This window comes from Clostridium sp. CF012, assembly GCF_018861755.1.
GTDB lineage: Bacteria > Bacillota > Clostridia > Clostridiales > Clostridiaceae > Clostridium_AD.
In genome coordinates this window covers 341,057-363,656 of sequence record NZ_JAHLEF010000002.1, presented here as the reverse complement: position 1 = coordinate 363,656, position 22,600 = coordinate 341,057, and the positions used below count along the sequence as shown (strand labels likewise).

General features: G+C 32.4%; 25 protein-coding genes and 1 riboswitch. Of the genes, 22 read left to right on the top strand and 3 right to left on the bottom strand.

The genetic code is table 11. The features are described 5' to 3' along the window. Positions 1-227 precede the first annotated feature (227 nt). From KPL50_RS04255 to KPL50_RS04235, 5 genes are all read left to right on the top strand, one after another. Entirely contained in the window at positions 228-779 is a 552-nt protein-coding gene (locus tag KPL50_RS04255) for an RNA polymerase sigma factor (RefSeq protein WP_216297196.1), read from the top strand. Further along, positions 779-1,816 carry a DUF4652 domain-containing protein gene (locus tag KPL50_RS04250; protein WP_216297195.1) on the top strand — a complete coding sequence of 346 codons (1,038 nt, stop codon included), beginning with the start codon at positions 779-781 and terminating at the stop codon, positions 1,814-1,816. The genes KPL50_RS04255 and KPL50_RS04250 overlap by 1 nt, the downstream gene beginning before the upstream one ends. Before the next feature lie 644 nt (positions 1,817-2,460). After that, on the top strand, positions 2,461-3,705 hold the full coding sequence (locus KPL50_RS04245) for a tetratricopeptide repeat protein (RefSeq protein ID WP_216297194.1): 1,245 nt from the start codon (positions 2,461-2,463) through the stop codon (positions 3,703-3,705). A gap of 195 nt (positions 3,706-3,900) precedes the next feature. Further along, positions 3,901-4,218 carry a thioredoxin gene (gene trxA, locus KPL50_RS04240; protein WP_216297193.1) on the top strand — a complete coding sequence of 106 codons (318 nt, stop codon included), beginning with the start codon at positions 3,901-3,903 and terminating at the stop codon, positions 4,216-4,218. A gap of 122 nt (positions 4,219-4,340) precedes the next feature. Then, entirely contained in the window at positions 4,341-5,204 is an 864-nt protein-coding gene (locus tag KPL50_RS04235; protein ID WP_216297192.1) for an NAD(P)/FAD-dependent oxidoreductase, read from the top strand. Between the two features lie 73 nt (positions 5,205-5,277). On the opposite strand, the gene KPL50_RS04230 is transcribed toward KPL50_RS04235, so the two are convergent. Together KPL50_RS04230 and KPL50_RS04225 are read right to left on the bottom strand one after the other, a co-directional pair. Next, positions 5,278-5,832 (bottom strand): cell wall hydrolase, encoded by a 555-nt coding sequence (locus KPL50_RS04230; protein ID WP_216297191.1) that lies wholly within the window; start codon positions 5,830-5,832, stop codon positions 5,278-5,280. Position 5,833: 1 nt separating this feature from the next. Further along, a riboswitch (cyclic di-AMP (ydaO/yuaA leader) is annotated at positions 5,834-5,956 on the bottom strand. 24 nt (positions 5,957-5,980) lie between these two features. Next, positions 5,981-7,012: a hypothetical protein gene (locus KPL50_RS04225; protein WP_216297190.1), complete on the bottom strand. Its 1,032-nt coding sequence runs from the start codon at positions 7,010-7,012 to the stop codon at positions 5,981-5,983. 264 nt (positions 7,013-7,276) lie between these two features. Between KPL50_RS04225 and cdaA the strand changes: the two genes are divergently transcribed. The 11 genes from cdaA to KPL50_RS04170 all read left to right on the top strand — a co-directional run bounded on the left by cdaA (position 7,277) and on the right by KPL50_RS04170 (position 17,776). After that, positions 7,277-8,122: a diadenylate cyclase CdaA gene (gene cdaA / locus KPL50_RS04220; RefSeq protein WP_216297189.1), complete on the top strand. Its 846-nt coding sequence runs from the start codon at positions 7,277-7,279 to the stop codon at positions 8,120-8,122. Beyond that, positions 8,095-9,366, top strand: a complete 1,272-nt coding sequence (locus KPL50_RS04215) for a YbbR-like domain-containing protein (protein WP_216297188.1) — start codon at positions 8,095-8,097, stop codon at positions 9,364-9,366. Before cdaA ends, KPL50_RS04215 begins: the two co-directional genes overlap by 28 nt. After that, positions 9,356-10,954, top strand: a complete 1,599-nt coding sequence (locus KPL50_RS04210) for an NAD(P)/FAD-dependent oxidoreductase (protein ID WP_216297187.1) — start codon at positions 9,356-9,358, stop codon at positions 10,952-10,954. Before KPL50_RS04215 ends, KPL50_RS04210 begins: the two co-directional genes overlap by 11 nt. Positions 10,955-11,104: 150 nt before the next feature. Beyond that, entirely contained in the window at positions 11,105-12,190 is a 1,086-nt protein-coding gene (gene buk / locus KPL50_RS04205) for a butyrate kinase (protein ID WP_216297186.1), read from the top strand. A 27-nt stretch (positions 12,191-12,217) separates the two neighbouring features. Then, entirely contained in the window at positions 12,218-13,126 is a 909-nt protein-coding gene (gene ptb / locus KPL50_RS04200) for a phosphate butyryltransferase (protein WP_216297185.1), read from the top strand. 97 nt (positions 13,127-13,223) lie between these two features. Beyond that, positions 13,224-14,294 (top strand): butyrate kinase, encoded by a 1,071-nt coding sequence (gene buk / locus KPL50_RS04195; protein WP_216297184.1) that lies wholly within the window; start codon positions 13,224-13,226, stop codon positions 14,292-14,294. A 129-nt stretch (positions 14,295-14,423) separates the two neighbouring features. Beyond that, a complete protein-coding gene (locus KPL50_RS04190; RefSeq protein WP_216297183.1) occupies positions 14,424-15,086 on the top strand; it encodes an ATP-binding protein in 663 nt (220 codons plus the stop codon). 109 nt (positions 15,087-15,195) lie between these two features. After that, complete coding sequence (locus KPL50_RS04185; protein WP_216297182.1) at positions 15,196-15,405, top strand: 4Fe-4S binding protein; 210 nt, start codon at positions 15,196-15,198, stop codon at positions 15,403-15,405. Positions 15,406-15,424: 19 nt separating this feature from the next. Beyond that, on the top strand, positions 15,425-16,495 hold the full coding sequence (locus KPL50_RS04180) for a 3-methyl-2-oxobutanoate dehydrogenase subunit VorB (protein WP_216297181.1): 1,071 nt from the start codon (positions 15,425-15,427) through the stop codon (positions 16,493-16,495). Beyond that, positions 16,495-17,244: a thiamine pyrophosphate-dependent enzyme gene (locus KPL50_RS04175; RefSeq protein WP_216297180.1), complete on the top strand. Its 750-nt coding sequence runs from the start codon at positions 16,495-16,497 to the stop codon at positions 17,242-17,244. The genes KPL50_RS04180 and KPL50_RS04175 overlap by 1 nt, the downstream gene beginning before the upstream one ends. A 1-nt stretch (position 17,245) precedes the next feature. Next, entirely contained in the window at positions 17,246-17,776 is a 531-nt protein-coding gene (locus tag KPL50_RS04170) for a 2-oxoacid:acceptor oxidoreductase family protein (protein ID WP_216297179.1), read from the top strand. Positions 17,777-18,063: 287 nt separating this feature from the next. On the opposite strand, the gene KPL50_RS04165 is transcribed toward KPL50_RS04170, so the two are convergent. Next, positions 18,064-18,504, bottom strand: a complete 441-nt coding sequence (locus tag KPL50_RS04165; RefSeq protein ID WP_216297178.1) for an ASCH domain-containing protein — start codon at positions 18,502-18,504, stop codon at positions 18,064-18,066. Between the two features lie 315 nt (positions 18,505-18,819). On the opposite strand from KPL50_RS04165, the gene KPL50_RS04160 reads away from it, so the two are divergent. From KPL50_RS04160 to KPL50_RS04135, 6 genes are all read left to right on the top strand, one after another. Further along, positions 18,820-19,440 carry a YhbD family protein gene (locus KPL50_RS04160; RefSeq protein ID WP_216297177.1) on the top strand — a complete coding sequence of 207 codons (621 nt, stop codon included), beginning with the start codon at positions 18,820-18,822 and terminating at the stop codon, positions 19,438-19,440. 40 nt (positions 19,441-19,480) lie between these two features. Further along, entirely contained in the window at positions 19,481-20,215 is a 735-nt protein-coding gene (locus KPL50_RS04155) for a polymer-forming cytoskeletal protein (RefSeq protein WP_216297176.1), read from the top strand. A gap of 171 nt (positions 20,216-20,386) precedes the next feature. Continuing rightward, on the top strand, positions 20,387-20,755 hold the full coding sequence (locus tag KPL50_RS04150) for a DUF2089 domain-containing protein (protein WP_216297175.1): 369 nt from the start codon (positions 20,387-20,389) through the stop codon (positions 20,753-20,755). A gap of 47 nt (positions 20,756-20,802) precedes the next feature. After that, positions 20,803-21,216, top strand: coding sequence for a hypothetical protein (locus KPL50_RS04145; protein ID WP_216297174.1), 414 nt, complete (start codon positions 20,803-20,805; stop codon positions 21,214-21,216). Between the two features lie 23 nt (positions 21,217-21,239). Continuing rightward, entirely contained in the window at positions 21,240-21,494 is a 255-nt protein-coding gene (locus KPL50_RS04140; RefSeq protein WP_216297173.1) for a hypothetical protein, read from the top strand. A 102-nt stretch (positions 21,495-21,596) separates the two neighbouring features. Beyond that, positions 21,597-22,595, top strand: coding sequence for an ABC transporter ATP-binding protein (locus tag KPL50_RS04135; RefSeq protein WP_216297172.1), 999 nt, complete (start codon positions 21,597-21,599; stop codon positions 22,593-22,595). Positions 22,596-22,600 lie beyond the last annotated feature (5 nt).

Sequence of the window (22,600 nt, the reverse complement as noted above, 5' to 3'; positions counted from 1 at the left end):
AAGAAAGAATACATGGAAGCTTAAATTATATTAGTCCAAATGAATTTATAAGGAAATCTATAAATTAGTTAGTATTCGTTAGAAAATGTCGTAAATAAAGGGAGCAATCCGAATTCCTTAGCGAAGCGAAATGAAGTTGTAGTAATATATACTTTTCTTTGTCACTATTAATCTTTTGAAACGTATATAAGGTAGAAACAAAGTCCATCCAAAGGAGGGAATTGCAAGTGGGGGAAGATTCAAAATTAATCCAAAGCATATTAGACGGAAATATTGATAGTTTTAATATATTAGTGAACAAATATGAAGGTATAGTTTTAAGGTTTATCTATAACATGATAAAGGATAAAGAAGCTTCAGAGGATATAACTCAAGAGGTCTTCATTACAATTTACAATAAACTTTATCTTTATGATAAAACCCATAAGTTTTTAAATTGGCTACTGCAAATTTCTAAAAATAAATCTATTGACTATATACGAAAATATAAAAGGGTATATGAATCAAATATAGAGGATATACCAAACATTACATCAAAAGAAATGTCACCAGAACAGTCGGCAGAATTCATGGAAACTAAAGAAAATGTAGAAGCTTATTTAAATAGTTTAAATGAAATAGATAGGCAAATACTAATTATAAGATATTCACAAAACCTTTCATTTTATGATTTATCGCAAATTTTGCAAATGACAGAATCAAATGTAAAACGGAGATACTATAGAAGCAGAGAAAATTTTAAAACTTTTATATCTCAAAAGGTAAAGGGGTGTAAATAATGAATTGTAATATATTCAAAAATGGATTACAAGATTATGTAGTAGGAAACATTTCAAGTGATTTAAAAATTGCATTAGATAAACACATGGATGAATGCGAAAGCTGCAGAAGGCTATATGAGGAAGAGGTTAAAATAGATAATGATTTTAAGATGGTTTTATCAATAGGTGGTGTAGAATTTAATAGCTCAAGGGCAAGCATAATTAATTCTATAGATAAAAATAGATATAGTAAAAAGACTTCAAATAAAGTATTATATAATTTTAAAAAATACAAAAACAGATATTTATCTTACTCAGTAGCTGTAATAGCTATGGTAGTATTCATTCCAATGATTTTAAAGGGCTTTATAGGAGGGAACTATAAAACAGCCACAAATAACCCCACAGCTATGTCTGATTCAAGCGCAAAAGATAATTATAATAGCAGTGCAAAAGTTGGTGCGGATAGCCCTGAAAGTAGCATAGCAATGGAAAAATCCAACCAAAAAAGTGTTCCACTACAGAATGGACCATTGCAATTTCAAAAAAGCATAATAGCAAAATTGCCTATCCTAAGTTATGAGCTTAAATGGAAAAACTCTACAGATGGGAAAAGCTCTGCGGCTATAGATACAGTCATTGGAGGGGAGGTAGATTTTGGTATACACATAATTTATATTAAAAATTTAAGCACCAATGAAATAGTAAAGTATGAAGTTGCTAATAATCAAAGGCAATTCACACCAAGAAATATAGAATGGTGGGACAATGAGCATTTAATAATTGTGGCTGGCTATGGATATGGTACAATAGAGTATGGTTCAGAGGTGTATAGTTTAAATGTTAATACTACTGAACTTTCTACCTTATACCAGAGAAAAGATAAAAAGCAGCAAATAGTGGATTTTAAAATAGAGGGCAAGGATTTAATATTTCAGTTATTAATCTATGACGATGATACCTATAATCATTTTCATAAAGGGTCTGGTAAGATGACGTTGCCACAATTAGACAAACCATCAGATATTCAAATTATAAGTGAAGAGAAAAAATAAAGTTTAAATATGATTCTAAAAGTAAGTATGAAATTTCTCCTACGTGCCTTGCAATATGAAATTGAAACTTGAAATTCGATTAAGAAATTCAATAGCTTCTTCTTTTCGTATTGCAAGTCACTTCGGAGAAATTTCATACTTTATTTGCATTCTTAATCATATTTTGCATTTAACAGGTTAAGAAAAGTATATATTACGTGAATTGCATTCGAACAAGCTTTAATAATTCTTAATTAATTTCAATGAAAGATGTGTTAAGAAAATTGCATGTTCGAGTGACTTGGAGTGTGCACATTTCAGTATATCTCAACCTTTAAAAATTCTAATTATTTATCAGTAACTGTTGATAGATAGATAGATAGATAGATAGATAGATAGATAGATGTCCCAATGTTTAAATGAGGACAGAAAAGTATATATTACGTAAGATTCATTTGAGCAAGCTTTAGTAAGTCTTAACTAATTTTAATGGAAGATGCGTTAAGAAAAGTGCATGTTTGAGCGCTAGCGAGTTTGCACATTTTAGCATCTTCCAGTAAAATTAGTTTAGACTTACTTAGCGAAGCGAAATGAAGCTGTAGTAATATATACTTTTCTATTATATAATTAAACTGCTCATAAATATGTGAAATAAAGGTGAAACTATGGATAAATCAGGGAAATTGTATGTGAAAGCAATGAATAAATATAATGATGGATATATAGACAAAGCATTAGCTCTTTGTGAAAAAAGTATTGCTTTAAATATTACAAATGCTGCAGCTTTAAATTTAAAGGGCATTTTATACTATTTAAAAGGTGATTTAGAAAGTGCTAAAAAAATGTGGAATATAAATTATAAAAGAAATAATGATAAAGTATCAAAAAAGTATTTAAAGGATAGTACAAGGGATAAGGAAAAGCTACAATTGTATGTTAATGCCTTGGATCTCATAAAGCGGTTTAATATCTCTGGAGCTCTAGAAATTCTTAAGCAATGTGAAAACAGCCACTTTAATTTTATAAACGTTAATAATCTTGTTAGCCTTTGCTATATAAAACAAGGAGAATATGATAAAGCGCTACCTTACATAATGGATGTTTTAAAAACAGATAAAAAAAATACTGCGGCTATTATGAATAAAAAAACCCTAATACAATATGGTAACTTAAAGCGAGAAATAGACTATAAAAAGATATCTATAGTAACGGCAAGTATATTTTTAACTATATCTGTGTTGCTATTAAGTAAGGCATATATATATAAACTAAGAAATCCATCAATAATGGGTAAAAGTGAAGTTGAAAAAAATACTCAGGTAGATAAGAAGAGTACAAGCATTATTGAAAATAAACCCATAGAAAATAAGCTACAAGAAAATAAACCAAAGCAAAAGCTGGAATTCCCACAAGAAAAATTTGCAGAGGCTATAAAAACTAACAATATGGAGCAAATTATTGGGTATATAAATCAGTGGAAGACTGCTGATTTGGAAATGAATGATAAAATACTTATGGTAAAAGCCGAAGAAATTATTAAGGGTGATGGAATAGTATATTTTTATGAAAAAGGCCTAAAGTATATGCAAGATAAAAAGTTTGTTGAAGCTGAAAAATATTTTTTATATGCATTGCCATATTCTGAAGATAATTATTTAAAGGAACATATAATTTATATGTTAGCGCTTAGTTACAAATCTGGTTCTGACTTTCAAAATGCTGTGGTGTATTACGAACTTAGTTTAAAACAATTTCCTAAGGGAAGCTACACACAGGAAATTTTATATAATTTAATCCTTATAAATAAAGACGTAGATATAGTGAAAGCTAAGGGTTACGCAGAAAAATTAATAAAAAAGTTTCCCGATTCACAATACAACAACACTGTAGTGAAAAATATATTGAAGTAGCTGGGGATATTATTACGGTTAAGTTAGGGCATACTAATGCTAAAGTATGTAACATTTGCGCAACAATTTTCATAAAACATCAAAAACCTAATTTTAACAAATGATAATAAAAAATTATTGACTAGTCACAAAATAAGGTATACAATAATACTATAGAACATACCCTGATGGGGTATAACAACTGGAGGTAATAAAATGATTAAAGAAGTCAATGATAAAAACTTTGATGAGGAAATTGGAAATTCAGATAATATAGTTGTAGTTGATTTTTGGGCGCCTTGGTGTGGACCTTGTAGAATGCTAAGTCCAGTAATTGAAGAATTAGCAAAGGAAATGGGAACAGAAGTTAAATTTGCAAAAGTTAACGTAGATGAAAGCCCAATGATCTCATCTAAGTATAGAATTGCAAGTATTCCAACAGTTATGGTATTTAGCAAAGATACAGTTAAAGAGACTATGGTTGGATTTAGACCTAAGGCAGACATAAAGAAAATAATCCAAAGAAATTTATAAAGGTTAACTACATTTCAGAAGATAATTTAATAGAGATGTTCTGGAGATAGTTTATTTAAATTTTTATAATTTAAATAAACATCTCCATTTTATGGATTGCAGACTTTATAAGGAGGAATATAATGGGAGAAAGATATGATATAGCTATAATTGGGACAGGACCAGCTGGGCTTGAAGCAGCTATTAATTCTAAAATTAGAAATAAAAACATAATACTCTTTGGAAGTAAGGAATTAAGTCGGAAACTAGTAAAAGCGCCAAAGGTAAATAATTTTTTGGGATTTTATAATCTTACGGGAAAAGAGCTTAAAAACCATTTTGCAGCACATATTGAAGCTATGGGCATAGGCATCGTAAATGAGAGAATAAATAATGTTTACGCTATGGGAGATTATTTTGCACTGATGGTAAATGAAAAAATATATGAGGCTAAATCAATAATTTTAGCTACAGGCATAGAATACACTAAACCATTAAAAGGCGAAGAAAAGTTATTAGGAAAGGGCGTAGGCTACTGTGCTACCTGTGACGCTCCGTTATACAAAGGGAAAACAGTTGTTGTAGTAGGATATAATAATGAGGCTGAAGAAGAAACTAATTTTGTCAGTGAGCTGTGTGGCAAAACCTATTATATTCCGATGTATAAAGGGGACTATAAACTAAATTCTAATGTAGAGATAATAAGTCATAAACCTATAGAAATAGTAGGTGAAGACAGGGTAACTAAGCTTATTTTAGATCATGGGGAAATAATTACAGATGGGATTTTTATGCTCAGGGATAGTTTATCTCCAAGTCAATTAGTTCCAGGTCTTAATATAGAACAAGATCATATAAAAGTAGATAGAAATATGCAATCAAACATAGAAGGCTGCTTTGCAGCAGGAGATTGCACCGGAAAGCCGTATCAGTATATGAAAGCAGCTGGTGAAGGCCTAGTAGCTGCTTTAAGTGCAGTTTCCTATTTGGATTTAACTAAGAAATAAATAAAGGCAGCCAACTGTAGTTAGTTCTAACTACAGTTAACTGCCTAAACTGTAGTGCATAACTACAGTTTTTTTATTTAACTACAAAAAATACATGATTTCCTATAGTCTTAATATTGGCCTTTTTTATATCCTTCATCCACTGAGAAGTTGATATTTCAGGATTATAAAAGAAAACAGCCTTATCCGTAGGGTCTTTACCTTTTAATGCATCTAATACAGCTGCGTAACTAGCGGAATCTGGAATAACATCCGGCTTTCCTTTATGAACTACCTTTCCCCTTTTAACACAAGAAAAGGCATTCCTTTGATTAATAACACCAGAAATAGATTTTGGAAAACTACCATCTCTAGTACGATTTAATATAACAGAGGCTACTGCAAGTTTGCCACTAGCAGGTTCACCACAACTCTCAGCATACACAACTTGAGACATTAGATAAATATCCTCATCAGTTACATAAATTGAGTCATTGGAGCCATTAAATACAGCTATAGCTTCTATTTTCTCATTATATAAATCTCTAATTTCGGAACCTTTTGAATACAAATATTCTCCCTTTACGTTTAAACTAGGTAATAATGTGAATAATGTTAAGATACAAGCTAAAAAAGCAAATTTTTTCATATTATCCTCTCCTTTTGCCTACGGAGTTAGCTGACGGGTTCGGAAAAGGTTTAACCTACACAACTTGTGATTCACCCCAAATGCTTGGTTCCTCCGCGTTTTTTTACTTAGGCAGTAATAGTGTGCCCAAGAGTATAAAGATAATACATTAATTATATTTATTTTTTAGTTCAATAAAGAGTTTATTAAACGTATTATAAAAATTTTCTAATTCACCAAATTTTACATTAGAAGAATTATATAAAGTATCTGATGCTGATGTGCCTATAACAGAACTTAAGGCTTGAATTTTTTCACTAGTAAGTGAGAGTTTAAAATCGCTTAAATAACTTTCATACATATCCAATAATGGTTTAAAGGCTTCGTAAGTAGGGATGGTAGAAGGTGGTATAGATAAGCCTTTAAAAGTAGTTTTCACATTTCTTAATTTTGTAATATTATCATCTACTAATAACAAGAGCTCATCATAGGATATATCTTTTTTTCTTACTTTTAGTACATAGGAGTAATAATTAATCTTAACATCTGAAAAGTTCTTGGATATGACGTCGATATTACTAATGAATTCCTGGACTTGCTTAGATTTAATATCTTCTTCCTTTTGTATTCTTATGGCCATATAACTGTCATTAAGAACTTCATCAATGAAGGTTAATGAAGTTTTTGGAAGTTCTATTTTAATCTTTTGAGTATCTATCATGGAATAAAAATTCATGCAGTCATTTCTATAAGTTTTAAGAGTAGTACTAAATTCATCTACTGAAGGTCCGGAAGGTGAGTTTAAAATTGCCAGTGATTGCCTATAGATTAATAAATTATTAGCTAAACCTAGTTTTAGATTTTCATGGTCCTTTTTATATTTTGAAGTAGGCTTCGAAGTTGCTAAATCATCTTTTAATTTAGTCAAATCATTAATGATACTGGGTAATTGTTTTTTTGCATATTCAACATCTATCGTCCCGCTACTATTAAAAGATTGCTCTATATTTTTATTAACTTCGTTAATACCATTAATACTATTTACTATGGTGCTTTCATAGGAGTCATATACCTTATTTATAGATGAATAGTAGCTAGCAAAGAAGATCCCTACGGAGGTCATTATAATAGATAGAAAAAGTATAATTTTAAAGGTTTTTCTTTTCGTAATAGCATCTGCAATATCTTTGTTTTCGCTCAAATAAACTCACTCCTTTATTTTTTGGCTTATATTGTTATATTGTTATATTATCCTAATTTATATTCTTATATTATCATAATTTATAAATTATTCTAGTTAAATTATAAAATTCGAACCTTTAGCATTTGAAACTATTAATTCAATAAAATAATTTACGATTATAAGTCTAAATATTATAATAAAATTAACTTATAATTTATATTAATAAGCCATAGCATGGTGTATAATTGTATATAGGAGTCTTAGTAAGGGGGCGTGAGCTTTATGGATGTACTTAAATTAATGTTAAGCACAATTAAAAATATAAGTTTTTTTTCAGTTTTGGATATATTAGTGGTGGCGTATATATTCTATAAAGGATACATATTAATTAAAGAAACAAGAGCTGTACAATTATTAAAAGGAATAGTTCTTATTTTTGTGCTTATACCAATAAGCGGATTGCTTAATTTAACTGTGTTAAATTGGATTTTAAATAAGACAATAACAATCGGTGTTTTGACTATAGTTATAATTTTTCAACCAGAAATAAGAAGCGCCTTAGAGCACCTTGGAAGGACCGCTTTTACAGATAAACACATATTTGAAAATGAAGAGACGGTGGAGATAGTAATAACTGAAGTTGTTAATGCTGTTGAAAACCTATCTAAAAGTAGAACAGGAGCGCTAATAGTAATAGAACAAAAAACAGGTATTGGAGAAGTAATTAAAACTGGAACTACAATGGATGCAGTAATATCTGCTGCATTACTAGAAAATATATTTGTGGTTAATACTCCACTTCATGATGGGGCTACAGTAATTAGAAATGATAGAATAATAGCGGCAGGATGTTTTCTGCCTTTAACAAGCAATGATAAAATAAGTAAGAAACTAGGAACGCGGCATAGAGCAGCCATAGGAATAACTGAAACTTCAGATGCGCTAACAATAATAGTATCAGAAGAAACAGGGAATATATCACTCGCCGTGAATGGGAGATTGGTAAGAAACTATGACCGGGATAAGCTTAAGAAAATACTTGTTCAAATAATAAAGAATAGGCAAAGTAAAAAAATAACTTTAAAGGAGCGAGTAAAGTCATGGATAAAGAGGGGAAACAACAATTAGTAATTAAAATTTGCTGTGTAATAGCTGCCTTTGTACTATGGCTTTTTATTACAAGTACAGAAAGTCCACTGACTGCTTATAAGCTTAAGAACATACCTGTAAAGCTCTTAAATACAGATATATTAACTCAATCAAAGCTCATTATAGTGCCAGGGCAAGATTTAACCACATCCTTAAATATTAAAGGAGCTAATACTGGTATGCTTTTAAATACGAAAGCAGAAGATTTCACGGTAGTGGCAGATTTAGGTGCATATGCCCTTAAAAGAGGAGAACAAAAAATTCCAATTGAAATAAGGAAAAGTCCTAATAATATAAATGTGACTAATAGTGATGGTCTTTTTATAACAATAAATTTAGATGAGATAACTGAGGCTAAAAAGCCTATAAGTGTAAATATAACTGGAAAGGCCAAAGAAGGCTATTATGCATCTGCAGCAAAATTATCACAAAACAATGCTATGGTGGTCGGTGGGTCAAAGTTTGTAGATATTGTAAAAGAGATATTAATAGAAATAGATATACAAGGTAAGGATTCCGATGTTATAAAAAGCTATAAACTTAAACCTGTAGATGCCGCGGGGAAAGAAATAAAGGAAGTTACTGTAAACCCATCTCATATGGATGTTAAGATCCCTTTAAAAAGGACTAAATCTGTAGGAATAAAAGTAAAAACCACAGGGAATTTAGACTCGAAATATACTTTAGGAAGTATAAAAGTACTGCCGGAACGATTTGATGTGACCGGAAGTATAGCTGACCTTAACCAACTAGAAAACTTAAGCACGGAAGCTATTGATTTAAGTAAAATAAGTGAGAGTACTACAATGGATGCAAAGGTAATAATTCCTAGTGGAGTAAGTTTAGTTAGTGCTAGTGGCGAAAGTGTAGTTAAGGTTGAAATTAATATAAATAAGGTAGTAGAAAAAATCCCCGATAAGGTAGTGGAAAAAACCCTAAGTATAGACATCAAATATAATAATTTAGATGAAAAATATGATGTAAAGTTAGAGAAAGATAAGGGTTCATTAGTTATTTCGGGCACTGAAGCAGTTATAAATGCCTTGGATTTAAAAGAAATTACCGCTACTGTAGACTTAGCTAATTTAGTAGAAGGTCAGCACACCTTGAAAGTAACGGTGACAATGCCAGAAGACGTAAAATTAATATCCGAAGTTCCAGATAAAATATTAGTAACTATTACGAAAAAACAAACGGAGGTAACAACTACTAATGGCAATTAAAGTAAATAACATAGTTCTTGATATAGACGAAAATATAGAAGATGTAAAAATAAAGGCAGCAAGAAAAATGAAGATTGACCAAAGTGAAATAAAAGTTTTTAAAATAGCCAAAGAATCCATAGATGCAAGGAAAAAAAATAATATTAAGTTTAATTATGCAGCTCTTATTGAAATGGATAATGAAATGAAAATCGTTACCAGAGCAAATGATAAAGATGTTAAAATTGAAGAAGTCAAGTATAATTCTGAGTTTGAATTTGGAACTAAAGATATGAACCATAGACCAATAATAGTGGGAATGGGACCAGCGGGAATGTTTGCGGGTCTTCTTATGGCACAAAAGGGATATAAACCTCTAATTATAGAAAGAGGAGAAAGTGTAGAGCGTAGGACAAATACCATAAATAAGTTTTGGACAAGGGCAGTGTTAAATACGGAATCTAATGTGCAATTTGGTGAAGGTGGAGCAGGGACCTTTTCAGATGGAAAGCTAACTACAAGAATAAAGGACACTAGATGTGACTATATATTAGAAGAATTTGTGAAAGCTGGTGCGCCAGAAGAAATATTATATATGGGCAAGCCCCACATAGGTACAGATATACTAAAAGTAGTTGTGAAAAGCATTAGAGAAGCTATTATAGGGCTTGGCGGAGAAGTGAGATTTAATAGTAAACTTGAAGATATAAAAATTAAAGATAAAAAAATAAAAAGTGTAGTAGTCAATGGAGAAGAAATACCATGTGATAGCGTAATCCTAGCCTTAGGACATAGTGCGCGCGATACCTATGAAATGTTATATGAAAAAGGAATATTTATGTCTAGTAAACCTTTTGCAATAGGAGTTAGAATAGAACACCCACAAGGTATGATTGATGAAAACCAATATGGTAAATTTGCTGGTCATGAAAGATTAAAAGCTGCTGATTACAAGCTCACTTATACAAGTGAAAAATTAGATAGATCGGTATATAGTTTTTGTATGTGCCCAGGTGGAGAAGTGGTAGCAGCAGCTTCCGAACAAGGATGCCTTGCAATAAATGGAATGAGTAAATATAAGAGAGATAAGGCCAATGCAAACTCAGCTATAGTAGTATCTGTAGGGCCTAAGGACTTTGGATCAGATAGCCCGCTGGCTGGTATTGAATTCCAAAGGCATTGTGAAGCACTAGCTTATAATATTGGAGGAGCAAACTATAATGCGCCGGTACAATTAGTTGGAGATTTCTTAAAGGGAAGGGTTAGTACTGAAATAGGCGGTGTAAAACCGAGCTATACCCCTGGATATAAATTTGCTGATCTTACTAAATGTTTGCCTAGCTTTGTAACGGATGCTATAAAAGAGGCGTTGCCTAAATTTGACTATAAAATAAATGGGTTTGCACGGGAAGACGCAATACTTACTGGTATTGAAACAAGAACCTCAGCACCAGTAAGGATTGATAGAAATGATAAACTCCAAAGCATATCCCTAGAAGGCCTATATCCAGCAGGAGAAGGAGCAGGATATGCAGGTGGAATAATTTCTGCCGCGGTGGACGGACTAAAAGTTGCAGAAAATATAATGAAAGAATGGAAGCAGCTATAATAAATTTTTTTAACCCTTGAATTTCATCTATGATATTTGTTAGAATGGTAGTGGCAACAAAACACATATGGAAATAGCTAGTAATATATTTATATAGTTAGTAATAAGTAGTTGCTATTATTATAGAGGCAAATAAGGAGAGGTGTTTAAATGAGTACGAAGGGATATATTTTAGCAATAAATCCTGGTTCAACATCAACTAAATTATCAATATTCAAAAATGAACATTGTGTAATTACATCTAATTTGACCCATAGCTCTGATGAAATTAAAAGATTTGAAAAAATTTATGATCAAAAGGACATGAGAACTGAGTTGGTTCTACAATGGCTAGAGGGAGAAGGCATAGCCCTTGAAGATTTAATTGCAGTAGTTGGCAGAGGCGGATTATTAAGGCCAATGCCAGGTGGTACATATGAAATTACACCGAAAATGCTCGCGGATCTAAAAATAGGGTATCAGGCAGAACACGCTTCTAACCTAGGTGGGGTAATAGCCTTTGAAATTGCAAGAAAAGTTAATATACCTTCATTTATAGTAGACCCTGTAGCTGTAGATGAGATACTGGACGTGGCAAGAATATCTGGACTTCCAGAGATTCCAAGACGTTCACTAGTCCATGCCTTAAATATAAAAGCAGTAACAAGAAGAGTTTGCACTAAATTAAATAAGAATTTTGAAGATAGTACTTATGTTGTTGCACACATAGGTGGAGGAATTTCTGTGTCTCCAGTTAAAAATGGAAGAATTTTGGATGTTAATAATGCCAATGAAGAGGGTCCTTTTTCACCAGAACGAACGGGAGGACTTCCAGTAGGAGATTTAGCAAAACTAGCTTTCAGTGGAGAATATACTCTAAAGCAGTTAAAGAAAAAATTAACGGGCGAAGGCGGCCTTGTAGCTTATCTAAATACCAATGATGGTAGAATTGTTGATAAAATGATAGATGGTGGCGATGAGAGAGCAGAGCTTATTTTTAAAGCTATGGCATATCAAATAGCTAAAGAAATAGGCGCCATGGCAACAGTAGTTTCTGGGAAAATTGATGCTATAATCCTTACAGGTGGGCTTGCTCATAACACGCGACTTACTACTTGGATAAGTGAAATGGTAAGTTTTATTGCCCCAGTTGAATTGGTACCAGGAGAAGATGAAATGTTAGCTTTAGTACAGGGAACTCTAAGAATATTAAAGGTCGAAGAAAAAGCTAAGATATATGAAGAACAAACAAAATAGGAAATAGAATAGAAGGAGTGTAATCTAATGATTAAAACTTTTAATGAAGTATTAAATACCGCAAGGACGCAAGGAATGAAAACTGTAGCAGTAGCTGTAGCACAGGATGAGCCAGTTCTTGAGGCAATTCAAGACGCAAAGAAAAATGGCATAGCTAATGCAATATTAGTGGGCGATAAGGAAAAAATAATTTCTATAGCCGCTACGATAGGTATGAATATAGAAGAGTTTGAAATTATAGATGAGAAAAACGATAAAAAAGCTTCCATGGTTGCAGTTGAGCTTGTATCCTCAGGAAAAGCGGATATGCTTATGAAGGGCTTAGTAGATACAGCTACCTTCTTAAGAGCTGTATTAAACAAAGAAGTAGGTCTTAGAACTGGAAAGCAAATGTCTCACATAGCAGTCTTTGAAATACCAGGCTATGATAGATTAATATTTTTAACAGATGCTGCCTTCAATATGTATCCAGAGTTAAAAGAAAAAATAGATATAATAAACAATTCAGTAGTAGTTGCAAAAGCTTGCGGTGTGCAGCTTCCTAAAGTTGCAGCAGTTTGCGCAGTAGAAGTAGTAAACACTAGTATGCCAGCAACGCTAGATGCAGCAATGCTTTCAAAAATGAATGAGAGAGGTCAGATAAAAGGATGTATTATTGATGGACCTCTAGGTCTGGATAATGCGTTGTCAGAATCAGCTGCAAAACATAAAAAACTAGAAGGCCCAGTAGCAGGTAAAGCAGATATTCTTTTAATGGCTAATATTGAAGCTGGAAATGCAATGTACAAATGTTTAACTTATACCACCCAGGCTAAAAATGGTGGGCTTTTAGTAGGTACTTCTGCACCAGTTATATTAACTTCTAGAGCAGATACTCCGGAAACAAAATTAAATTCTATAGCACTTGCAGCATTAGTCGCAGAGTATAATAAATAATACTACTAATTATAAGGCTGCATTTACATCTATTGCCTTAACAGAAAACGTTTTGCAGAATATAATAAATAACTTTTAAGTACAAAGGAGGAACAATATGACGCACAAATTGTTAATGATTAATCCAGGTTCAACTTCTACTAAAATAGGTGTATATGAAGATGAAAAAGAGGTATTAGTAGAAACCCTAAGACATTCATCAGAAGAGATAGGTAAATTTGAAGATATATATGAACAGTTTAATTTCAGAAAAGATGTTATATTAAATGTACTTAAGGAAAAAAACTTTGATATAAATACTTTGGACGCAATAGTAGGCAGAGGCGGGCTTCTAAAATCCATTGAGGGTGGGACTTATGCTGTAAATGAAGCTATGCTCAAGGATTTAAAAATTGGAGTACAAGGTCAGCACGCATCAAATTTAGGTGGAATAATTGCAAATGAAATTGGAAAAACTTTAGATATACCAGCATTTATTGTTGATCCAGTGACTGTTGATGAAATGATTGATGTGGCTAGAATATCAGGACTTCCAGAAATAGAAAGAAAAAGTATTTTTCATGCACTAAATCAAAAAGCAGTAGCTAAAAGATATGCAAAAGAAATTGGTAAAAAATATGAAGATCTTAATTTAATAGTAGCACACATGGGTGGTGGGGTTTCAGTAGGAGCTCATGAAGCTGGAAAAGTTATTGATGTCAATAATGCACTAGACGGAGAGGGTCCATTCTCACCAGAAAGATCTGGGGGATTACCTGTAGGCGATTTAGTTAAAATGTGCTTTAGTGGAAAATATACAATTGAGGACATAAAGAAAAAGATAAATGGTAAAGGTGGCTTCGTTGCTTATCTTAATACAAACGATGCTAAAGAAGTAATAGATAAAGCACAAGCTGGGGATGAAAAATGTAAATTGATTTTTGAAGCTATGGGATATCAAGTGGCTAAGGAAATTGGAAAATGCGCAGCAGTTTTGAAAGGAAAAGTAGATGCTATAATTTTAACTGGAGGAATAGCTTACGGTAAACCTATGGTGAGTTATATAAAAGAAAGAGTAGAATTCATAACAAAGGTAGTAGTTTATCCAGGTGAGGATGAATTATTAGCACTAGCTGAAGGCGGCTTAAGAGTATTAAACGGTCAAGAAATGGCTAAAGAATATAAATAATAAACTATAGGGCACATTTAAATAAATAACAATAATGCTATTTATTTGAATGTGCCTGAACTTATTTGATAATTTATTAAATATCAAAATAAATTATTTTAAAGCAAAACGAAAGGAGCCAGTAAAATAATGAGTAGAATAAGGGTATTTACAGGACATTTTGGTAGTGGTAAAACAGAAATAGCAATAAATTATGCAATAAATCTTGCAAAAGCAGGTAAGAAAGTTGTAATAGCTGACTTAGATATAGTGAATCCATATTTTTGTGTAAGAGACGTGAGAAAGCAATTAGAGGAGTATGGAGTAAGAGTCATAGCATCAAATCCAGAACTAGTTAATGCGGAACTCATGGTGGTTCCAGCAGAAATAATAGCTATATTTAATGATAAAAGCTATGAGGTAGTAATAGATGTAGGGGGAGATGATTCAGGTTCGACAGCGTTAGGCCAGTATAATAGGTTCTTTGTGGAAGAGCCATATGATATGTTCTTCGTTATAAATACCAATAGGCCATTTACATCAAATCCTTTAGATGTTGTAGAGTACTTTAAAGCCATAGAAAGAGCTTCAAGACTTAAGATAACACATTTAATCTCCAATACTAATTTATCTTATGAAACTGTAGAACAACATATAATAGATGGAGATAAGGTGGTAGCCCAGCTTTCCAAAGAATTAGATATACCTCATGCTTATACTGTTTGCAGAAATGATTTAGTCCCAAAAATGACAGGAAAATTGCAAGGTGACATATTTGGTATAGATATACATATGCTACCACCCTGGAGATAGCAAGAAAATAATCAAATAATAAGCCTTGTTGACAGTTTGGACTTCAGGATGTAGAATTGGGTAGTAAACGTTTAAATTTTATAAATTAGGATTTTGAGGAGGTTTAAACATGCCAAGAGTAACTTTTAGAGAAGACAGATGTAAAGGGTGCGGACTGTGTATAACAGTATGCCCTAAGAAGATCATAAGTTTTTCAGATAAGTTAAATATAAAAGGATATCATCCATCTACAGTAACAGAAGAAAAGATGAAAGAATGTATTGGATGTGCATCTTGCGGAAAAATGTGTCCAGATTTAGTAATAACAGTTGAAAAGTAAAGAATAGGAGGATGAACTTATGGGAGAAAAAGTGTTAATGAAAGGTAATGAAGCTATAGGGGAAGCAGCTATTAGAGCTAACTGTCAAGGCTTCTTTGGATATCCAATAACACCTCAAACAGAGATAGGTGCATATTTATCAAGAAAAATGATTAAGATTAACAGAGTATTCTTGCAAGCAGAGAGTGAAATTGCTGCAATAAACATGGTTTATGGAGCAGCGGGCGCAGGAGTTAGAACTATGACTTCTTCAAGTTCACCAGGAATAAGTTTAAAAGCTGAAGGAATATCTTACATAGCAGGAGCTGAGCTTCCATGTGTTATTGTAAATATAGTTAGAGGTGGTCCAGGCCTTGGTGGAATTCAACCAGCTCAATCAGATTACTTCCAAGCAACTAAAGGTGGAGCACATGGCGATTTTAGTATGCCTGTATATGCACCTGCATCAGTACAAGAAATGGTGGATTTAGTTCAAGATGCTTTTGACACTGCAGATATGTATAGAACTCCTGTAATGGTAATGGGAGATGGAATGCTTGGACAAATGATGGAACCAGTAGAATTCAAAGAAAGAGAACAAAAAATATTACCAGAAAAAACTTGGGCAGCCAGCGGTTTAAAAGGTAGAAAAAAACATAATGTCATAAATTCACTTTATCTTAAAGCAGAAGACCTTGAAAAACATAATGAAAAATTACAAGCAAAATATGCTGAGATAAAGAAAAATGAAGTAAGATATGAATTATACAATTGTGATGTCGAAGTTGATTTAATAATGGTTGCATACGGAACTACATCAAGAATATGCAAAAACGTTGTTAAAATGGCAGAAAAAGAAGGCATAAAACTAGGACTTATAAGACCAATTACACTTTGGCCTTACCCAATCGAAGCTTTTGAGAAAACCATAAAAACTACAAAACATGGATATATGTCAGTAGAAATGAGTTGTGGTCAAATGGTTGAGGATGTTAGACTTTCAGTTGAAGGAAGAAAACCAGTACACTTTTACGGAAGATCAGGTGGAATGGTACCTACTCCTGAAGCTATATTAGATAAAGTTAGAGAAATAGTAGGGGGTGCAAAATAATGGCAATCGTATTTCAACCAACTAAAGCATTATTAGACGTTCCTACACATTATTGTCCAGGATGTACTCATGGACTAATTCATAGACTCGTAGGAGAAGTACTTGAAGAGTTAGATGTATTAGATAAAACTATAGGAGTAGCACCAGTTGGATGTTCTGTTTTAGCATATGACTATTTTGCCTGTGACATGTTCGAAGCAGCACATGGAAGAGCACCTGCAGTTGCTACAGGAATAAAAAGAGTTAAACCTGATGCAGTAGTATTTACATATCAAGGAGATGGAGATCTTGCAGCAATAGGAACTGCTGAAATAGTTCATGCAGCCACTAGAGGCGAAAACATTGTTACTATATTCGTAAATAACTGTATTTATGGTATGACAGGTGGACAAATGGCACCAACTACACTTCCAGGTCAAGTAACAGAAACAACGCCTTATGGAAGAGATGTAAATATACAAGGACATCCTATTAGAGTATCAGAAATGATAGCAACTTTAGGCGGTGCTTGTTATGTAGAAAGAGTATCTGTAGATAATGTACCAAATGTTAATAAAACTAAAAAAGCGATAAAGAAAGCTTTCCAAAATGCAATTGATGGAAAAGGATTCTCAATGGTAGAAGTATTATCAATATGCCCAACTAACTGGGGATTATCACCTAATGAGTCAATGGGATGGCTTAGAGACAATATGATGCCATTCTATACTCTAGGAGTTAAAAAAGATACAACTCAGGAGGTTGAATAATATGGCAACACGAGAGATTATATTTGCAGGATTTGGTGGTCAAGGTACACTTTCTATGGGGAAATTTTTAGCATACGCAGGAATGGATGCTGATATGAACGTTTCATGGTTACCCTCTTATGGACCAGAAATGCGTGGAGGTACTGCTAACTGCTCTGTTATACTTTCAGATGAGCCAGTTGGTTCTCCAATAATTAACAAGCCGAACGCATTGATAGTTATGAATAGACCTTCCCTTGATAAGTTTGAAGATACCTTAGCTAAAGGTGGACTTTTAATAATGGATTCTGATCTTGTAGACAGAATGCCTACCAGAGATGATATTGAAGTAATAGGTATTCCTGCTCAAACAGAAGCTATGAACATTGGAAGCAAACAAATTGCTAACATGGTACTACTAGGAGCTTTGGTAAAGAAAACAGGAATAGTAACTATGGAACAATTAGTAAGTGCTTTAAAGGCGCATGGTAAAGAAAAATTCTTTGAAATAAATAAAAAGGCACTTGAAATAGGAGCCTCTTACGTTAAGTAAGTAGAAAAAAGTATATATTACTACAACTTCAGTTTGCTGTGATGAGAAATTCTAAACAAATTTTAATGAAAGATGCTAAAAAGTGCAAAATCGCGTACGCTCAAACATGCACTTTTCTTAACGCATCTTTCATTAAAATTAGTTAAGAATTACTAAAGCTTGCTCACATGAAGTTTACGTAATATATACTTTTTTAATCACATTAAACATTAGAGACATCTAAGACGTTATAGACTAACATAGACATCGAGAAAAGGCTACTGAGAAATCAGTAGCTTTTTTACTTTTTATTTCCACACTACTTGGAATTCTTCGCAGACAATCATCATGTTTTTATCAAAATCGATGTCGTATTCTTTGAGTTCCTTTGAAAAAAAGTCTTCATGTACCTTTCTCCAATATGCTATGGAACGATCCCCTTCGCCCTCTTTAAAAGCATGGTTTTCTGATATTTTCCAAAATGGGCAAGTATAAACTTTAATTGTTTCAGTTATGCAAACAGCATTATTATCAGAGTCCAAAATAATATTCAAACCACCTATTGGTGGCAATGGACTGTTATCAAGTTCATACAATTGATAAGCCGATGCGGTTGCTGTTTTGACATCATCTACTACAAGTTTTGCAAGTTCATTTGGAGTATCCCCACCAAAACACCAAGCATCGTAGGTTTTATTTTTCATATGGTTGTTTTGAGTATATAAATTCCACATTTCTTTTTCGGTCATATATTTTTAACCTCCTATTATATAAACAATCTTTGCGCAGTGGTAACTCCTACAGGTAAAAAACTAAATCTCTTTAATTAAACAATGGTTTATAGGTGCGTATTAAATTAAAGTTCAAACTATATACTAATTATAGCATAGATGAAAATATTGGGAATTTGATTAAGATTAATTGTTGTTAGAAGATTTGGTATATTTAGGTTTTTACTATTTACAACGTAACAATGTTATGTTACACTAAATATATAAAGTTAATAAGAATTACTAATTAGGATCTACTCCAGGGATCTAAAAAAGGTATACAAGGAGGATAATATGGATGAAGATTTAATATCTAAAAAAGAATTACTAGAAATAACTAATGTTTCCTATGGGCAGCTGTATAGATGGAAAAGAAAAAATCTCATACCGGAAGATTGGTTTATAAAGAAATCTAGCTATACCGGTCAAGAAACTTATTTTCCTAGAGAGAAAATATTAGATAGAATAGAAAGAATTAAAGATATGAAGGATGATGTATCTTTAGATAGCTTAGCACAGATGTTTTCTCCGCAGCTCGGGGAGGTATTTCTAAGTGAAGAGGAGTTATTAAAGAAGAACATTGTTGCACGGCAAACACTAACAATGCATAAAAATATATACGGAGAAATAAAAACCTTTTCTTTTGAGAGAATCTTATATATTTCATTGCTAGAAAAGAGCATGCTATCTGGAAATGTATCATTAGAGGAAGGAAAACTTATAATAGAGACTTTAGAAGAAAATTATAAATCATTAGAGGGTAAAAATTGCGAGATAGTTTTTTTAAGAAAATTTGGAGTGGCACTATGTTTTTTAATTACCCTACCTAATGAGTTTTATATAGAAAAGGGTGGGAAAATAGTATTAAGGCTTAATATTTCACAGTGCATTCAGGAACTAAAAATTAAGATTTAATAATTATGATATATTTTAGAGAAATATGAGGAGGACGAATATGGAAAAAAATAATACTGGAGATATAAAAATATCAGGGTCAGGTTCAGCTGGTGGCGGAAAGTATAATGAGGTAAGCATAAGTGGATCAGGAAAAATAAATGGAGATATAGAATGTGTAGACTTTAAAACTAGTGGTTCATCAAAAGTTATAGGAGATTTAAAAGCAAGCACTATAAAAATAAGTGGGTCTACAAGGATCGAAGGAAATGTAGAAGTAGAAGAAATGAAGGTCAGCGGTTCAGCACATGTCACAGGACAAATTAAATGCCAAAGTATAAAAATTAATGGGTCAACTCATGTAGGAGGAAACCTATGTGCAGAAGAGGTTACTATAGCGGGCTGCGCTCATATAGAAAAAAATTGTGAAGCAGAATGTTTTAAGGCAAGTGGTAGTTTTAAAATACAAGGCCTGCTAAATGCAGGAGAAGTAAATATAAGGATTGGCGGTAACTGTAATGTACAAGAAATTGGTGGAGAGCATATTGAAATAAGGGTTAGTCCTTTAGACAATTCCTTCATTAGAAAAGTAATTGACAAAATGTTTAATTCTAAGGGGATGTTAACTACTGCCTTAATTGAAGGGGATGAGATATATCTCCAAAATACCAATGCAAAAATAGTAAGAGGAAACACTATAACTATAGGCGAAGGGTGTAATATAGGGCTTGTAGAATATAGCGGGGAGATTATTATATCAAGCGACTCAATAGTTGGAGAACAAAAGAAGGTATAAACCACTTTTAAACACAAAACTTCAAAAAAATCATATATATATATTAACATTATCAATATATATATTAAGATAATAAATATATATCGGAAAAATATTAAAATAATCAATTTATAGATTGATTATTTTAATTAATGGTAATATAATGAATATAAAGAAAGAGGGTGGAAAAAAATGACTTATAAAATATTGTGTAAATGTCCAGTTTGTAGATCTAAACTAAAAGTAACTAGACTTAAATGTGATGAATGTGGCACTGTGGTTGAAAATCAATTTGAATTGTCAAAATTTGATTATTTAAATAGTGAGCAGTTGTATTTCATTGAAGTATTCTTAAAATCTAGAGGAAACATTAAGGACGTGGAAAAGGAACTTGGCATATCATATCCAACAGTTAGGGCAAAGCTAGACGAGGTTATTACTTCACTTGGGTACCCTGTTATAAAGCAAAAACCTTCTGTTGATAAAAAAGATGTAATAGATATGTTAGAAAAAGGTGAAATCACTGCTGATGAAGCATTAAATATGCTAAATGGTAAGTAAGAAAGTTGTGAATTGGAAATTTCGGGCTACAAAAAGGAGGATATATAATGAATGAAGAGATTTCAAGAATATTAAAAATGGTTGAAGAAGGTAAAATTGATTCAGAAAAAGCTATGCAACTTATAGAAGCGCTAAAGGGAGAAAGTAAAGAATTTGTTGTTTTAGACAAATCACCATCAAATAATAGTCACGGTAATAGTAAATTCAAAATTAAAATGCTGAGAATAAAAGTAAGATCTAAAGAAAATGACATTGTGAATATTAACCTTCCACTGGCATTTGTAAGTGGCATGATAAAAACCTTTGGAAAAATTCCAAATATAAATGTAAATGGAATGAACGACGTAGACATGGATGCCATGACTCAAACTATATTAGACGCCATAGATGGTGGTATAAGTGGAAAAATTGTGGACATACAAACTGCAGATGGGGATGTAGTCGAGGTTGTTATAGAATAAATCTAAAATTTTTGAGGTGTTATATGAGGATTTATATTAAAACAGAGGAAGGTAGAAAACTAAGAATTCCGGTGCCAATGTGGGTAGTAAGACTGGTTACAAGACTTCCCATAGAGAGAATTGTAAGAAAGCACATGAAGGAAAAGGATGCTAAGTATTTAGAACTAATAGACTGGAATGAAATGAGAAATTTGATTATTTCATTAAGTGATTATAAAGGACTAAACTTAGTAGATATAAGAGCTAATGATGGCACGGAAGTACTAATACGAATCTAAATCTAATTTTACCCCAGAGGTATCAACCCTGGGGTGAAAAATAAAGTAAAAAAACTAAATGGGGGAATTTTTTAAGAATAATATATTGTGGGGGATATTAAAATGGAAAAGGTGGTAGAGGTTAAAGAATTAAAAAAATATTTTATGAGCAAGAAGAAAAAATTCTTTAGAACTATAGAGAAGAAGGAATTCAAAGCTGTAGATGGTGTTAATTTTGATATATACAAAGGGGAGATATTTGGGCTTTTAGGACCAAATGGAGCAGGAAAAACTAGTACTATAAAAATGATAACAGGACTTTTAAAGCCTACAGGTGGTGAAGTACTTGTAATGGGAACGGATGTAGAAAAAAACCCCATGGACGCATTGAAAAATATAGGAACTGTACTTGCGGGAGACAGAAGCGTTTACTGGAAGCTAACTGCAAGAGAAAATCTAGAATACTTTGGTTCCCTTTATGGCCTAAATAAAAAAGAAGCAGCTCAAAGAACCGATGCTATTTTAAAAAGACTAGCGTTTTATGGAAAAGAGGATGAATTAGTTGAAAAATTTTCTACAGGCATGAAGCAGAAGGTAGCACTTGGAAAGGCATTAATACCAAATGCACCAGTAGTTCTTCTAGACGAACCAACTTTAGGACTGGATCCACAGTCTGCATTAAATTTAAGAGAAATAATTTTAGATATTAAAAAAGAAGGTAGGACAGTGCTTTTGACCACTCACTATATGGAAGAAGCAGATTTCTTATGCGATAGAATTGCCATTATAGATGGAGGTAAGATTATTGCATTAGACACCCCGGAAAATTTAAAGAGGAGCATGAACCATATTAAGTCTATAAAAATAGATTTAAGTAGCGTATCAGATAATCTAGTGGAGCAAATAAAATGCATGGCTTCAGTAGAAAAAGTCATTAAAGAATACAAAGAGGAAAGTAGAAGTTACACACTTACGATACATCATACCGATGGAAACGCCATCATTCAAAGCATAATTGATAGCATATCACAAAACAAATCTCAAATACTCAATATAAATATTATAGAGCCTTCCTTGGAAGATGTATTTATTCATCTCACAGGAAAAAGTTTAAGAGAGTAGGTGCG

What these genes read in the sequence shown, in the direction of transcription:
- KPL50_RS04250 (WP_216297195.1), top strand. Translation starts at nt 779, where the DNA reads ATGAATTGTAATATATTCAAAAATGGATTACAAGATTATGTAGTAGGA.
- KPL50_RS04245 (WP_216297194.1), top strand. Translation starts at nt 2,461, where the DNA reads ATGGATAAATCAGGGAAATTGTATGTGAAAGCAATGAATAAATATAAT.
- trxA (WP_216297193.1), top strand. Translation starts at nt 3,901, where the DNA reads ATGATTAAAGAAGTCAATGATAAAAACTTTGATGAGGAAATTGGAAAT.
- KPL50_RS04235 (WP_216297192.1), top strand. Translation starts at nt 4,341, where the DNA reads ATGGGAGAAAGATATGATATAGCTATAATTGGGACAGGACCAGCTGGG.
- KPL50_RS04230 (WP_216297191.1), bottom strand. Translation starts at nt 5,832, where the DNA reads ATGAAAAAATTTGCTTTTTTAGCTTGTATCTTAACATTATTCACATTA.
- cdaA (WP_216297189.1), top strand. Translation starts at nt 7,277, where the DNA reads ATGGATGTACTTAAATTAATGTTAAGCACAATTAAAAATATAAGTTTT.
- KPL50_RS04215 (WP_216297188.1), top strand. Translation starts at nt 8,095, where the DNA reads ATGGATAAAGAGGGGAAACAACAATTAGTAATTAAAATTTGCTGTGTA.
- KPL50_RS04210 (WP_216297187.1), top strand. Translation starts at nt 9,356, where the DNA reads ATGGCAATTAAAGTAAATAACATAGTTCTTGATATAGACGAAAATATA.
- buk (WP_216297186.1), top strand. Translation starts at nt 11,105, where the DNA reads ATGAGTACGAAGGGATATATTTTAGCAATAAATCCTGGTTCAACATCA.
- ptb (WP_216297185.1), top strand. Translation starts at nt 12,218, where the DNA reads ATGATTAAAACTTTTAATGAAGTATTAAATACCGCAAGGACGCAAGGA.
- buk (WP_216297184.1), top strand. Translation starts at nt 13,224, where the DNA reads ATGACGCACAAATTGTTAATGATTAATCCAGGTTCAACTTCTACTAAA.
- KPL50_RS04190 (WP_216297183.1), top strand. Translation starts at nt 14,424, where the DNA reads ATGAGTAGAATAAGGGTATTTACAGGACATTTTGGTAGTGGTAAAACA.
- KPL50_RS04185 (WP_216297182.1), top strand. Translation starts at nt 15,196, where the DNA reads ATGCCAAGAGTAACTTTTAGAGAAGACAGATGTAAAGGGTGCGGACTG.
- KPL50_RS04180 (WP_216297181.1), top strand. Translation starts at nt 15,425, where the DNA reads ATGGGAGAAAAAGTGTTAATGAAAGGTAATGAAGCTATAGGGGAAGCA.
- KPL50_RS04175 (WP_216297180.1), top strand. Translation starts at nt 16,495, where the DNA reads ATGGCAATCGTATTTCAACCAACTAAAGCATTATTAGACGTTCCTACA.
- KPL50_RS04170 (WP_216297179.1), top strand. Translation starts at nt 17,246, where the DNA reads ATGGCAACACGAGAGATTATATTTGCAGGATTTGGTGGTCAAGGTACA.
- KPL50_RS04165 (WP_216297178.1), bottom strand. Translation starts at nt 18,504, where the DNA reads ATGACCGAAAAAGAAATGTGGAATTTATATACTCAAAACAACCATATG.
- KPL50_RS04160 (WP_216297177.1), top strand. Translation starts at nt 18,820, where the DNA reads ATGGATGAAGATTTAATATCTAAAAAAGAATTACTAGAAATAACTAAT.
- KPL50_RS04155 (WP_216297176.1), top strand. Translation starts at nt 19,481, where the DNA reads ATGGAAAAAAATAATACTGGAGATATAAAAATATCAGGGTCAGGTTCA.
- KPL50_RS04150 (WP_216297175.1), top strand. Translation starts at nt 20,387, where the DNA reads ATGACTTATAAAATATTGTGTAAATGTCCAGTTTGTAGATCTAAACTA.
- KPL50_RS04145 (WP_216297174.1), top strand. Translation starts at nt 20,803, where the DNA reads ATGAATGAAGAGATTTCAAGAATATTAAAAATGGTTGAAGAAGGTAAA.
- KPL50_RS04140 (WP_216297173.1), top strand. Translation starts at nt 21,240, where the DNA reads ATGAGGATTTATATTAAAACAGAGGAAGGTAGAAAACTAAGAATTCCG.
- KPL50_RS04135 (WP_216297172.1), top strand. Translation starts at nt 21,597, where the DNA reads ATGGAAAAGGTGGTAGAGGTTAAAGAATTAAAAAAATATTTTATGAGC.